Origin of the sequence: Flavobacterium paronense (genome assembly GCF_030409795.1) — a bacterium.
Classification (GTDB): Bacteria; Bacteroidota; Bacteroidia; order Flavobacteriales; family Flavobacteriaceae; genus Flavobacterium; species Flavobacterium paronense.
The window spans coordinates 2,206,906-2,220,274 of sequence record NZ_JAUFQN010000019.1; the positions used below are offsets into that span (position 1 = coordinate 2,206,906).

The 13,369-nt window shown below is 33.4% G+C and carries 12 protein-coding genes; 8 read left to right on the forward strand and 4 right to left on the reverse strand.

What is annotated here, in order from left to right:
• Window positions 1-45 precede the first annotated feature (45 nt).
• Window positions 46-918, forward strand: a complete 873-nt coding sequence (locus tag QWY90_RS10950) for a lysophospholipid acyltransferase family protein (protein ID WP_290285967.1) — start codon at window positions 46-48, stop codon at window positions 916-918.
• A gap of 44 nt (window positions 919-962) precedes the next feature.
• Here QWY90_RS10950 and QWY90_RS10955 read toward each other — a convergent pair whose 3' ends face one another.
• Window positions 963-2,447, reverse strand: coding sequence for an aminotransferase class V-fold PLP-dependent enzyme (locus QWY90_RS10955; protein WP_290285968.1), 1,485 nt, complete (start codon window positions 2,445-2,447; stop codon window positions 963-965).
• A 139-nt stretch (window positions 2,448-2,586) separates the two neighbouring features.
• Here QWY90_RS10955 and QWY90_RS10960 point away from each other — a divergent pair, with 139 nt between their 5' ends.
• From QWY90_RS10960 to QWY90_RS10985, 6 genes are all read left to right on the forward strand, one after another.
• The gene (locus QWY90_RS10960; RefSeq protein WP_290285969.1) at window positions 2,587-3,411 is read left to right on the forward strand and encodes a hypothetical protein; all 825 of its coding nucleotides are present in this window, start codon (window positions 2,587-2,589) and stop codon (window positions 3,409-3,411) included.
• Between the two features lie 9 nt (window positions 3,412-3,420).
• Entirely contained in the window at window positions 3,421-4,812 is a 1,392-nt protein-coding gene (locus QWY90_RS10965) for a DUF1800 domain-containing protein (RefSeq protein ID WP_290285970.1), read from the forward strand.
• A gap of 2 nt (window positions 4,813-4,814) precedes the next feature.
• Complete coding sequence (locus QWY90_RS10970; protein WP_290285971.1) at window positions 4,815-5,981, forward strand: DUF1501 domain-containing protein; 1,167 nt, start codon at window positions 4,815-4,817, stop codon at window positions 5,979-5,981.
• Window positions 5,982-6,135: 154 nt separating this feature from the next.
• Window positions 6,136-7,416, forward strand: a complete 1,281-nt coding sequence (pepT, locus tag QWY90_RS10975; protein ID WP_290285972.1) for a peptidase T — start codon at window positions 6,136-6,138, stop codon at window positions 7,414-7,416.
• Between the two features lie 23 nt (window positions 7,417-7,439).
• Window positions 7,440-8,021 (forward strand): YdeI/OmpD-associated family protein, encoded by a 582-nt coding sequence (locus tag QWY90_RS10980; RefSeq protein ID WP_290285973.1) that lies wholly within the window; start codon window positions 7,440-7,442, stop codon window positions 8,019-8,021.
• Between the two features lie 114 nt (window positions 8,022-8,135).
• A complete protein-coding gene (locus QWY90_RS10985) occupies window positions 8,136-8,900 on the forward strand; it encodes an alpha/beta fold hydrolase (protein WP_290285974.1) in 765 nt (254 codons plus the stop codon).
• Between the two features lie 88 nt (window positions 8,901-8,988).
• On the opposite strand, the gene yajC is transcribed toward QWY90_RS10985, so the two are convergent.
• From yajC to QWY90_RS11000, 3 genes are all read right to left on the reverse strand, one after another.
• The gene (gene yajC, locus QWY90_RS10990; protein ID WP_290285975.1) at window positions 8,989-9,264 is read right to left on the reverse strand and encodes a preprotein translocase subunit YajC; all 276 of its coding nucleotides are present in this window, start codon (window positions 9,262-9,264) and stop codon (window positions 8,989-8,991) included.
• 10 nt (window positions 9,265-9,274) lie between these two features.
• The gene (gene nusB / locus QWY90_RS10995; RefSeq protein ID WP_290286968.1) at window positions 9,275-10,186 is read right to left on the reverse strand and encodes a transcription antitermination factor NusB; all 912 of its coding nucleotides are present in this window, start codon (window positions 10,184-10,186) and stop codon (window positions 9,275-9,277) included.
• A gap of 116 nt (window positions 10,187-10,302) precedes the next feature.
• Entirely contained in the window at window positions 10,303-11,409 is a 1,107-nt protein-coding gene (locus QWY90_RS11000) for a Glu/Leu/Phe/Val family dehydrogenase (protein WP_290285976.1), read from the reverse strand.
• Between the two features lie 193 nt (window positions 11,410-11,602).
• Between QWY90_RS11000 and QWY90_RS11005 the strand changes: the two genes are divergently transcribed.
• Window positions 11,603-13,360, forward strand: a complete 1,758-nt coding sequence (locus QWY90_RS11005; RefSeq protein WP_290285977.1) for an ABC transporter ATP-binding protein — start codon at window positions 11,603-11,605, stop codon at window positions 13,358-13,360.
• The last annotated feature ends 9 nt before the right edge of the window (window positions 13,361-13,369 follow it).

The following is a 13,369-nucleotide window of genomic DNA, read 5'->3' on the forward strand; positions in this document are numbered from 1 at the left end:
GTTAAAATAACATTAAACTTTATATTTGCATAAAATATATAGTTCATGCAGTTGATTCTTTTTCTTATTGTCTACCCAATGATTTGGATTATTTCGATACTCCCTTTTAGGTTACTGTATATATTTTCAGATGGTGTTTGTTTTTTGGTTTATAACATTATTGGCTACCGCAAAAAAGTAGTTCGTGATAATATAGCTATGGCATTACCCCATTTGTCAGAAAAAGAACGATTAGATATTGAGAAAAAATTCTATCATCACTTGTGTGATATGTTTCTGGAAATGATTAAAACAATGACGATTTCTCAAAAAGAAATGGAAAAACGATATGTTTTTACCAACTTAGATTTGTATCTAGACATGGAAAAAAAAGGTAAAAGTATCGCTTTGCTTTGTGCTCATTATGCTTCTTATGAATGGGCCATTTCTATGAATTATCATATTACGTTTGAAGGTTATGGTATTTATAAAAAAATCAATAATAACTATTTTGACAAATTAGTAAAAGACATTCGTTCTAGGTTCAAAGCCACTCTGCTTAGTACGAGAGAAACTATCCCAACTATTGAAAGAAATGCAAAAACAAACCATATGGGAGTTTATGGTTTTGCCAGCGATCAATCGCCGATAGTTTCAAAAGCTAATCATTGGACAGAATTCATGGGAATAAAAGTTCCTGTTCATACTGGTGCTGAAATGTTAGCCAAACGATTTGACATGAATGTTATTTTTATGAAAAATAAAAAGATAAAACGTGGGTACTATGAGGCTACTTTTGAACTTATGGTTGACAATCCAAAAGAAGTGCCTGACTTTCAGATTTCGGACGAGTTTTTGAGAAGAGTTGAGAAACAAATCTACGAAGCACCTGAATTTTATTTATGGACGCACAAACGTTGGAAACACAGAAAGAAGTAAGTGTTCAGTGGTCTCTAGATAGCTATCGGGATTCGTGTTAAGTTTTAAAGCTTAAACCAACCTTTTACCATTTTTTGCTCCTCTTTCAATGCTTTTTCATGTACAAATTCATTTGTTTTAAAATTGTATTCGTAATCGTTAGCCCATTCTTTATGGCTTTTAGCCAATGCCTTAACACTCTCACAAACCATTTTAATTTCATCTGAAGTAGTTGTTGGATGAATAGACATTCTAATCCATCCTGGTTTTTTAATTAAATCTCCTGAAGTAATTTGGCAAACTAAATCATGTGAAGTTTCTTGGTCAACGTGTAATAGATAGTGTCCATAAGTTCCGGCACAACTGCAACCACCACGTGTTTGAATTCCAAATTTATCGTTCAATAATTTTACACCCAAATTAAAATGCAAGTCATCAATATAAAAGGAAATAACTCCTAACCTTTGCTGATGCTGATTGGCTAAAATATGAATATTGTCAATGTTATTTAATTCTAAAAAAACATAATCAACGATTTCATGTTCTCTATCCAAAATTTTTTTTACGCCCATTTGCTCTTTCAACTGAATTGCCAACGCTGTTTTTATTACTTGCAGAAAACCCGGAGTTCCGCCATCTTCTCTATCTTCTATATTATCGATATATTTATGTTCACCCCAAGGATTCGTCCAACTTACAGTTCCACCACCTGGACAATCAGGAACACTATTTTTATATAAATTTTTATTAAAAACCAAAACTCCAGAAGTTCCTGGACCACCTAAAAACTTATGTGGCGAGAAGAAAATAGCATCTAAATAACTTTCACTATCAGGATGCATATCAATGTCGACATAAGGTCCGGAACAGGCAAAATCCACAAAACAAACACCGTTATGCTGATGCATTATTTTTGCTACTTCATGATACGGAGTTCTAATGCCAGTAACATTTGAACATGAAGTGATTGAAGCAATTTTATAACTTCTATCACTATATTTTTTGAGTAGATTTTTGAATTCTTCTAGACAAAATAAACCATCTTCATTAGCTGGAATAACGACAACATCTGCACGTGTTTCCAACCATGAAGTTTGATTAGAATGGTGTTCCATGTGGGAAATAAAAACTATAGGTTTCAATTCGTTTGGAACGTTAGTAAACTCTCTAAGATTTTCAGGAATCTTAAGACCAAGAATACGCTGAAACTTATTGACAACACCTGTCATTCCCGTACCAGTATTAATCAGAACATCATCATCATTGGCATTTACATGTCGTTTAATAATGCGTTTAGCTTCACGATAAGCCATAGTCATAACGGTTCCTGAAACAGTAGTTTCAGTATGTGTGTTGGCCACAAAAGGACCAAAATCATTCATCAGTTTTTCTTCTATTGGTCGGTATAATCTTCCACTAGCAGTCCAATCTGTGTAGACTATTTTCTTCTTCCCATAAGGCGTTTCAAACTCTTGGTCAATACCAATAATGTTTTGACGAAATTGATAAAAATAATGTTCTAATTGGGTTTCGGTTGCTGAGGTAATCATAAGGTAACAATTTGATTTCAAAGATACACTATTTTTAATTTTAGCTAAAAACAAATACCTTTCATTGTGAAATTCACAAATTATCATAACGATTTAAACCTTAACTTTGTTAGAAGGTCTTACTCCAAAATTTTTACTTATGAAGAAACATATTGTGCTGCTTTTAGTTATTCTAGGAATAACTTCAGCTTTCGGTCAAGAAGACAATCGCCCAGAAAATACTGGAGATAATTTTAGTTTAGAAGGTGCTTTAGAACTTTTCAAAAACGCTAATTCATTAGAAGAATTTGAAAAAGCACTTAATCAGGAAAACAATCAGGTCAACAACCTTGACTTAGACGGTGATGGTCAAACTGACTATGTAAATGTGGAAGATATAAAAGAAAATGATTCTCACATGATCGTTATGAGCACCTATCTTAATGAAACCGAAAAACAAGATATTGCATTAATTGCAATTGAAAAAACCAACGAGGGGAATGCCGTTTTACAGATTGAAGGAGATGAAGACTTATTTCCGAAAAACACTATAGTAGAACCTTCTTCTGAAGAAAAAGGCGCTGTTCAAAAATTGAAAGCTGATTCTAATGTTGCGGTTGTTGATAATTCAGCACCAACTGTTAATGTCTGGGTTTGGCCAAGTGTCCGTTATTTATATGCACCTTCATATGTGGTTTGGGTTTCTCCTTATCGTTGGAGAGCTTATCCAAGATGGTGGCGTCCATGGCGACCAATAGCGCATTCTGTTTTTTATGGTTATAGACTTCGTTATCATCCACACTACCATTATGTTTCTGTTAGACGTGTTACTGCAGTTCGTAACGTTTATTATCCTAGAAGACATTCCTCAACATTAGTAGTGCACAACAGAAGAGGTACAACCGTAATTCACAAAAACAGAAGAGGCGGCGTAAAAGCTGTGAAAGTAAGAAACACAAGAGTTAAAGCAGGAAGAAGACGATAAAATCACACTATGAATAAGAACACACTTTGGTCACTTCGATTAGGGTTTTCTGGAAAACAGAGTAAAGCTATTATGGAAATGGGTTTGTCAAATTTTCTGGAAAAATCTTTTTCCTCTTCCTTTGACAAAATGGTTCCTTCATTCCTTGACAATAGCCCAAAATCGCTAAAAGAATTGCGAGCAAAACGTCAAGAAATAAAGAGTTCAAATTCGGCGAATGTCAAAGAATTACTGAAAGCAGAAATTAAAGTTTCGCAAGAAATGAAAGCTTGGTGGCTACAAAAAATGATTGCTGAAAATTTTCCTTTACGAGAAAAAATGACTTGCTTTTGGCATAATCATTTTGTGTGCACGTTTCAAAAAGTAAAAGTCAATCATTGGATTTTTCAGCACAATCAAATCCTTCGCGAAAATGCTTTTGGAAACTTCAAAACCCTAACAAAAAAGGTTATTCAATCTAATGCAATGGTCCGTTATTTAGATAATGTTGATAACAGAAGAGATGATATCAATGAAAATTTAAGTAGGGAATTGCTCGAACTTTTTACACTTGGCATTGGAAATTATACAGAAGATGATATTAAAAATGGCGCTAAAGGTTTGGCCGGACTAAACCTCGGAGAAGACCACGCAGTATACAGACCATTTCTGGAAAACGATGACACCATTACTTATTTTGGTAAAACCGGAAAGTTCAAAGCAGACGAAATGATTGATATCATTTTCGAGCAAAAAGCGGTTCCGTATTTGATTACTCGAAAAATTCTAAAATGGTTTGTTTATGATAATCCGAAAGAAGAATTGGTTACTTATTATGGTGATTATTTCAGAAAAGTTGATTTTGAAATCAAGCCATTGTTAACCAAAATCTTTACAGAAGAATTTTCAAAAGACAACACCGGAAGCAAAATAAAAGATCCGTTGGTTTATATTTTACAACTGATGAATGAGTTGAATGTAGAACAATTAAATCCAAAATTATTGGCTTTTTATTTGAAACAACAAGGCATGGATTTATTTAATCAGCCCAATGTTAAAGGTTGGAATGGCGGAAAAGAATGGCTGAGTTCACAAGTATATTTACAGCGAAACAACGTAGCCGACTTATTATGCAACGGAAGAAATATTAGCCGAAGAGCTCAATTTACTGACAATGACATGATAAATGAAAACATCGACCAATTGATAAAAGTGTCACTAAATTGGAATAAAACCGGAAATAATAAAACTATTATAACCGAGCTGCAAGACCGATTACTGTTTCAAGCCGATGAAAGTTTACAGAAAGATTGGGAAACGATTTTAAAATATGATTTCAATCCAAAAGCAAAAGGCTCCGATAATGCTGTGATGCGTTTGTTTAACAACATGATAAAAACACCTGAATTTCAAATAATATAATCATGAACAGAAGAAACTTTCTCACGCTTACAGGAACATTCACAGGCGGAACCTTACTTCTGCCGAATTTTCTTCATGCTTTTGGTTCGCAATCCAATTTGATTGTTGGTGAACAATGTTTGGTCTTTATTCAGTTGAATGGCGGCAATGACGGTTTGAATACGTTTATTCCTTATGAAGACCCTTTATATTATGAATATCGCACTAAAATTGCATTGGATAAAAACAATATTATCGGCAGAAACAAAGGCATGGCATTTCATCCCGCGCTGAAAGATTTTGCAACCATGCAACAAAACGGCGATTTGACCATCATTCAGAATGTGGGTTATCCTGAACCGAATCGTTCGCATTTTAGAAGCCAGGAAATATGGCAAACGGCTTCGGCTTCTAATGAATATTTAAGTAGTGGTTGGCTTGGGCGTTATTTGGATTTGCAATGCAACGGACACGAACCAACAGCCGGAATAAACTTTGACAGTATTAATAATTTATCGCTCAAAAGCAATGAACCGAATTCGATAACGGTAAAAGATCCAAATCGCTTTAAGATGCGAACTGAGAATGACGATGTGGCAAAACTTTCAGATAATCCTCAATTGGATTTTGTGCGTAAAATTGCCAATTCGGTTTCTGAAGGCTCGGATGAAATTCAAAAAGCATTAGCAAAATCAACTTCGGAAAATACTTATCCAAAAACAGGTTTGGGCAAAAATTTAGAGTGGATTGCCCGATTAATTAAAGGAAATCTGAACTCAAAAGTATATTATACTTCTCAAAACGGTTATGACACTCACGATAATCAAGTTACTATTCAGCAACGCAATTTAACCGAATTGAATGATGCCATTTATAGTTTTTATTCCGAGTTGAAAAAAGCACAACTGCTTCAAAATGTTACTTTAATAGTGTTTTCAGAATTCGGAAGACGTGTAAAAGACAACGGCAACGGAACTGACCACGGAACGGCCGCTCCAATTTTTATTATTGGCGGAAACAACAAAGGAAAAATCATGGGCAACAATCCAAATCTGGCTGATTTAGACAATGGCGATTTGAAATATGAAGTCGATTTTAGAAGTGTTTATGCTACATTGTTGCAAAACAAAATGAATTTTGATTCTACTAAAATTGGGATTACCAATAAAACTTTGAATGGTTTGTTTTGATTTAACTCCATACTATTTATCATTCCGTCTTGCCTTTTTGGATGAGAAAAGAATCTGTTTTATCTAAAATCATTTTACACCTGATTAGGTTTCAAAAACCTGTCAGGTGTTTTTATGACACCTATATTATTATCTTTACAAAAAATATAATCAAATGCAACATATTATTGACCGCTTTGTAAGTTACGTAACTATCGATACCGAGTCAGATCCAAATTCTGACACAACCCCAAGTACCAAAAAACAGTTTGACCTGGCCAATAAACTGGTAGAAGAACTAAAAACCATCGGTCTGAAAGAAGTCACTATTGATAAACACGGTTATATCATGGCAACCTTGCCGTCAAATGTTGACCATCAAGTTCCAACAATTGGTTTCATTTCTCACTTTGACACAACTCCGGATTTTACGGGAAAAGATGTAAAACCACAAATAGTTTCTAACTATGATGGTGGCGATATTGTTTTAAACGCAGCACAAAACATCGTTTTATCTCCTAATTATTTTAAAGATTTATTGCTATACAAAGGACAAACGTTAATTACAACCAATGGTTTGACACTTCTTGGTGCCGATGACAAAGCCGGTATCACCGAGATTATAACTGCTATGGAATATTTGATAAATAATCCTCAAATTAAACACGGAAAAATTCGAGTAGGCTTTACACCCGATGAAGAAATTGGTCGCGGTGCCGATTTTTTTGATGTAAAAAAGTTTGGTGCAGATTGGGCTTATACTATGGACGGTAGTCAGATTGGCGAATTAGAATATGAAAACTTTAATGCTGCCGGTGTCAAAATCATCTTCAAAGGGAAAAGCGTTCATCCAGGTTATGCTAAAGGAAAAATGATAAACTCTATGCTTATTGCAAATGATTTTATCAATGAATTGCCTAAAGGAGAAACACCTCAAGAAACTAAAGGTTACGAGGGTTTCTTCCATGTAACCGGAATTTCGGGAAGTATCGAAGAAAGCAAACTGGATTTAATCATTCGTGACCACGATTTGAAAAAATTCAAAAAACGTAAAGAACTAGTTCACAAAATCACCAAAAAATTCAATAAAAAATTCGCAAAACAGTTTGGTGAAGATATTGTAATTACGACTATTAAAGATCAATATTACAATATGAAAGAAAAAGTTGAACCGGTTATGTTTATTGTTGATTTGGCTGAAAAAGCTATGAAATCATTAAACATAAAACCATTAATAAAACCTATTCGAGGCGGAACTGACGGTTGCCGTTTATCTTACATGGGGTTACCATGTCCAAATATTTTTGCCGGTGGACATAACTTTCATGGAAAATATGAATATGTGCCGGTAGAAAGCATGCAAAAAGCAATTGATGTCATCATCAAAATTGTAGAACTTACTGCTACTACTGATTTTTCTGTAAAAAAAGAGAAAAAAGGGAAGAAGAAAAAGTAGTAATCACCAACTAGTGATTAGTCATGTCAGAAAAAAAAACTTGGGATAAAATTAATCAATGGGGCGAAGAACTTGCTTTGTTGCGCGGAATTATTCAAAAAACCGAGTTGGTTGAAACCAATAAATGGGGCGGCGAAGTTTATACCCTTAATAACAAAAACGTATTGGGTATAGCTGGTTTCAAGAACTATTTTACTCTTTGGTTTTGGAATGGTGTTTTTCTAAAAGACGAAGCTAAGGTGTTGGTAAATGCAAATGAAGGTGTGACAAAAGGTTTGCGACAATGGCGCTTTACTTTGGCGAAAGATGTTAATGAGAAACTGGTTATACATTATATCAAAGAAGCAATCATCAACGAAAAAGCAGGACTTTCGATTAAACCCGAAAAGAAAGAAGCAATGCAATGCGACTTCTTTAAAAATGAATTGAAAAAAGACCGTAAACTGAATGAAGCCTTTGAGCAATTTAGCTCTTATAAACAAAAAGAATTTTGGGAATTTATTGCAACCGCCAAACAAGAAAAAACTAAAATCACACGATTTGAAAAAATAAAACCTATGCTTTTGGATGGTAAAGGTTTGAATGATAAATACAGAAAACAATAACCTCAGTTTATGAAAAATAGTTTTTTTAATGTGCGTAAGAACAAGCTGAAAACTATTTTTTTATCGCTATCAATCTGCTATTTGATTTTTTGTCAATCGTGCATGAAGATGCGAATGACAAGTAAGGAGACCAAAACCTTTTTTGCTGCTACCAAAACAAACTACATTGATTCATCTAAGGAGATAGATGGCTTCACTATTCATTATATAGAAACAGGAAATAAAAATGCCAGTATACTCTTCTTTGTGCATGGCTCACCAGGAAGTTGGGATGCTTATAAAGATTATCTAAAAGACAGTTTGCTACTAAATAAATTTAGAATGATTTCCATAGACCGAATTGGATTTGGTTACAGTAATTTTGGCCAAGCCGAAAACTTAAAAACTCAGACTCATATCATTGAAAAATTCACAAAACAAATTGCCAATGGGAAACCTATTTATTTAATCGGACATTCTTTAGGTGGACCAACAATTGTACAAATGGCAGCCGAAAAACCTAACGATTATGAAACTTTAGTTATTCTGGCTGGCTCAGTCGATCCTAAAGCTGAAACGCCCGAAAATTGGCGTGCTGTAATTAAAATAAAACCCATTCGATATATAATTCCAGGTGCGCTTCGCCCTTCCAATGATGAGTTATGGTGGCTGAAAAGTGACTTGTATGATTTGAAGCCAAAATTGCAGAATATCACTTCGAAAGTAATCATCATGCATGGTACTAAGGACCCTTTGGTTCCTTACAGTAACGTAACATATATGAGAAAGGAATTTGTAAATGCTAAATCACTTGAAATCATCCCCATAAAAGATGCCGATCATTTTATTCCTTGGGAACATTTTAAAGAAATACGAGATGTGCTTTATAAATTGGAATAAAAAACGAAACCGCAAATTAGCAAATTAAAATCACAGCATCTGTAATAAATAATTTGCGAATTTGCGGTAAATATTTTAGAAGCTAAACTTAAGCTTTCTTATTCAACGCTGCTGTTAATTCTAACGAAATAGCAGAACGCTCAATTTTAAGTTTTCCTGACATGGTTTCAATCACGGCTGTAGTTTCTGTTAGCTCAGCTATTTTTCCATGAAAACCACTTTTAGTAATGATTTTATCGCCTACTTTTAAAGCTGCTTCGAATTCTTTTTCTTGTTTGATTTTCTTTTGTTGTGGCCTGATCATAAAGAAATAGATAACCACAAACATTAGTAAAAACGGCAAAAACTGACTTATTTGTCCCATAATAATAAATTTAATTTTGAATTAATCCTCTTCCTGTTTTTTGAATTTTATTTTCGTTTTGAAATTCTTTGACCAAATTGTCTAATATTCCATTAATAAAGATGCTGCTTTTTGGAGTTGAATATTCTTTGGCTAATTCCAAATATTCGTTGATTGTCACTTTTACCGGAATTGACGGGAATTTTAAAAACTCACAGATAGCCATTTTCAAAATGATGGTATCTATTTCCGCAATCCTTTCAGCATCCCAATTTGGAGTCTTGTCGATGTATTCTTTGGCCAGTTCAATTTCATTTAGCACTGTTTTTCTAAAAAGCAAGCTCACAAATTCCTGATCTTCCTGGTCTTTGTATAACTTGGTTACTCTAAATTCGGCTGATTCTGAAATTTGCTTTAACTGTTTCTGAATTTGGGTATTCACTAAAGGAATATCATCAACCCATGTTAGCTTGTTGTCTTCCAAATATTCGTATAATTTTTCATTTGGCGCAATTAACTCAGTAAACATATCGACCACAAACTCTTTATCTTCTTCAAAAGAACTTTTTTTGGTACTCATGTATTTCTGATACAATTCACTTTGTTTGATTTCGTTAAGTAAAATCAAAATATAATCATCGTTCATCGACCAATTGTTAATCTTTCTTTTTTCTAAAGCAATACTTAATGAGCTGTTGTCTTCTAATAATTGAAGAACCGCATTGTTAACAAATTTTTTATTGGGATTTTTTTCTTCGGGTGTTGCTAAATGTTTTTTGCTCGAAGCTTCAAGAAAGACAACTTCTTTTTTTCTGATTTCAATCAGTGAAGACATCATGATTAGATACAAATCCTGAATACTATCGATACTGTGAAGTAAAAACTTCTCTTCTTTTTCAATATCATCAGAACTTTTTTGATGCAATGCATAAATGGATTGCATTACTTTAACTCGGATATGTCTTCTATTTAACACCTGTAAGAACTTTTAAAAATTAACAAAGCGAAAGAAAATCTTTCGCTCTGCAAAAATAGTAATTATTTTATTTTGAAACGGCTTTATTTAGAAGCGTTTTCTTTTTTTCTTTCATCAATTCTGTTTTGAGCTATTTGCATAGCTGCTTGTTGTGTGGTCAAATTATTGTTGTCCGCAAAACTAAATATCTCAAGTGTAGTGTTATAAATGTTTTCCGTTTTTCTGATTGCTTCCCCGTCACTATATTTATATAATTCGCCATAAACATTTATGATTCCACCTGCATTAATCAAGAAATCAGGTGCATAAGCAATACCTCTTTCTCTTAAAATTGGTCCATGAATAGCCTCAACCGCTAATTGATTATTAGCTGCACCTGCAATTACTTTAGCTCTAATTTTATAAATAGTATCGTCATTGATTGTGGCACCTAAAGCACAAGGCGAATAAATATCAACATCTGCGCTGTAAATATCTGCTCCTGTGAAAATTTTAGCTCCATATTTCGCAACCATATTTTCCATTTTGTCCTGGTAAATATCCGTTACAAAAACAAGAGCTCCTTCTTTAGTCAAATGACTAATTAAAGTCTCTCCAACATGACCGTTTCCTTGAACCAGAACTTTCTTTCCGGCTAAACTATCAGAACCAAACTGATATTTTGTCGCCGCTTTCATTCCCATGTAAACACCATAAGCAGTTACTGGAGAAGGATTACCCGAACCTCCTTTTTCAATAGAGATTCCGGTAACATATTTAGTTACTTCATGAATCCTGTTCATATCTTCGGTGGTAGTTCCAACATCTTCTGCTGTAATGTACTTTCCACTAAGAGAATTTACAAATTGACCAAAACGTGTAATCATTTCCGGAGTTTTATCTGCTTTAGCATCACCAATAATTACGGCTTTCCCTCCACCCAGATTTAAACCTGTTATGGCAGATTTATAGGTCATTCCGCGTGAAAGACGCAAAACATCATTCAAAGCTTCCCATTCGTTCTCATAATTCCACATTCTTGTTCCACCCAATGCTGGTCCCAAAACTGAATTATGAATTCCAATAATTGCTTTTAATCCTGTATCTTTGTCATTACAAAAAACAATTTGTTCATGATTATCAAAAGATAGTTGACCAAAAACGGGATTCATTTTTTTAAGTTCTGTTGGTGTAGTGATTTCTGATGTCATTTGTATTAATTTAAATTTAGAATTTTCTAGAAAATCAAGACAAAATTATAATTTTATTCAATAAAATTCATTTAAATCAAAATAAATTGATAATTTATTAATATAATCCGTTTATTTAAAGAATATAACAATTTGATTGTTTTTAGTTTTTTAACAAAAAAAAGTTTTTAAAATCCGAATTTGCCAATTTTCAATGAAAGAACTTCAGTATTTAAACAAATATTTTGTCAAATATAAATTCCATTTTTTATTGGGAATTATCATTACTATTGTTGCACAAATTTTTTCTCTCTTCACACCAAAACTCATTAGCAAATCATTTAAAGCTATTGAAGAATTCCATAAAAATAATATAAGTTCTGAAGTGATTAAAACCGAATTAATTCATAATATCTTATGGATTGTGGGTACAACATTAATTGCCGGAGTTTTAACTTTCTTGATGAGACAAACCTTAATAGTTATGTCGCGTCACGTCGAATTTGATTTGAAAAATGAAGTCTTTAAACATTATGAAGTTTTAGATCAGAATTTTTATAAACGCAATCGTACAGGTGATTTAATGAATCGTATCAGCGAAGACGTAGCCAAAGTCCGTATGTATGTTGGGCCAGCCGTAATGTATACCATCAACACCTTTATTCGATTTACAGTTGTTATAATATATATGTATAACGTCTCTCCATTATTGACTTTTTATACTATTTTCCCGTTGCCAATTCTTTCCTTTATTATTTTCAGATTGAGTAAGGAAATCAATAAACGCAGCACTATATTCCAACAATATTTATCTAAAGTTTCCAGTTTTACTCAAGAAATATTTTCAGGAATACGTGTGTTAAAAGCCTATTCTCTTGAAAAACAATACCAAAATAATTTAGAAGATTTAGCAAAAGAAAGCAAAACAAAAAGCATGAGTTTAGCAATTGTGCAATCGCTTTTTGGTCCGTTAATGATTGCGCTTATTGGTGTTAGTAATCTGATAGTAATTTATTTTGGTGGAATGATGTACATCAACGGAACAATTAAAAGTATTGGAACCATTGCCGAATTCATTCTCTATGTCAATATGTTGACATGGCCTGTAGCTTCTATTGGTTGGGTTTCGTCTTTGGTTCAAGAAGCGGAAGCTTCACAGAAAAGAATTAATGAATTCCTGAAAATTGAACCTGAAATTAAAAACAAAACCACTGAGAAATCTAACATTCAAGGCGAGATTGCATTTAACAATGTAACTTTCACCTACGAGGATACCGAAATAACTGCTTTACAAAACATATCATTTAAAGTTAAAAAAGGAGAAACTTTAGCGATTTTGGGTAAGACCGGTTCAGGAAAATCAAGTATTTTATCATTGATTACCCGAATGTATGATATCAAAGAAGGTACAATAACTATCGACGGCAAAAAGATTGACCAAGTTAATTTATATGATTTGAGAGACAGTATTGGTATTGTACCTCAAGATGCATTTCTATTTTCGGACTCCATTAAAAACAACATAAAATTTGGTAAAGAAAACGCTACTGATGATGAGGTTATAAATGCAGCAAAAAAAGCAGTTGTCCATGACAATATAGTAAATTTCAAAAAGCAATACGAAACCATTTTGGGCGAAAGAGGTATCACACTGTCCGGTGGTCAAAAGCAACGTGTTTCTATTGCGCGAGCAATTATCAAAAATCCTGAAATATTGTTGTTTGACGATTGTCTTTCGGCTGTTGATACTGAAACAGAAGAGCAAATTTTGAATAATCTTCTTGAAATCTCAAAAGACAAAACTACTATTATTGTGAGTCACCGTGTTTCTTCAGCAAAAAATGCAGACAAAATTATTATCATCGACGAAGGTCAAATTATTCAAGAAGGCACTCATAATCAATTAGTAAACCAAGAGGGTTATTATGCCGAATTGTATGCGAAACAACTTTCAGAAAAAGAATTAAACTAAATGTTGTTT

Coding starts and splice junctions, on each gene's coding strand:
- yajC (WP_290285975.1), bottom strand. CDS start 9,264: ATGGGACAAATAAGTCAGTTTTTGCCGTTTTTACTAATGTTTGTGGTT.
- QWY90_RS11005 (WP_290285977.1), top strand. CDS start 11,603: ATGAAAGAACTTCAGTATTTAAACAAATATTTTGTCAAATATAAATTC.
- pepT (WP_290285972.1), top strand. CDS start 6,136: ATGCAACATATTATTGACCGCTTTGTAAGTTACGTAACTATCGATACC.
- nusB (WP_290286968.1), bottom strand. CDS start 10,186: ATGCAATCCATTTATGCATTGCATCAAAAAAGTTCTGATGATATTGAA.
- QWY90_RS10955 (WP_290285968.1), bottom strand. CDS start 2,447: ATGATTACCTCAGCAACCGAAACCCAATTAGAACATTATTTTTATCAA.
- QWY90_RS10965 (WP_290285970.1), top strand. CDS start 3,421: ATGAATAAGAACACACTTTGGTCACTTCGATTAGGGTTTTCTGGAAAA.
- QWY90_RS10970 (WP_290285971.1), top strand. CDS start 4,815: ATGAACAGAAGAAACTTTCTCACGCTTACAGGAACATTCACAGGCGGA.
- QWY90_RS11000 (WP_290285976.1), bottom strand. CDS start 11,409: ATGACATCAGAAATCACTACACCAACAGAACTTAAAAAAATGAATCCC.
- QWY90_RS10980 (WP_290285973.1), top strand. CDS start 7,440: ATGTCAGAAAAAAAAACTTGGGATAAAATTAATCAATGGGGCGAAGAA.
- QWY90_RS10960 (WP_290285969.1), top strand. CDS start 2,587: ATGAAGAAACATATTGTGCTGCTTTTAGTTATTCTAGGAATAACTTCA.
- QWY90_RS10985 (WP_290285974.1), top strand. CDS start 8,136: ATGACAAGTAAGGAGACCAAAACCTTTTTTGCTGCTACCAAAACAAAC.
- QWY90_RS10950 (WP_290285967.1), top strand. CDS start 46: ATGCAGTTGATTCTTTTTCTTATTGTCTACCCAATGATTTGGATTATT.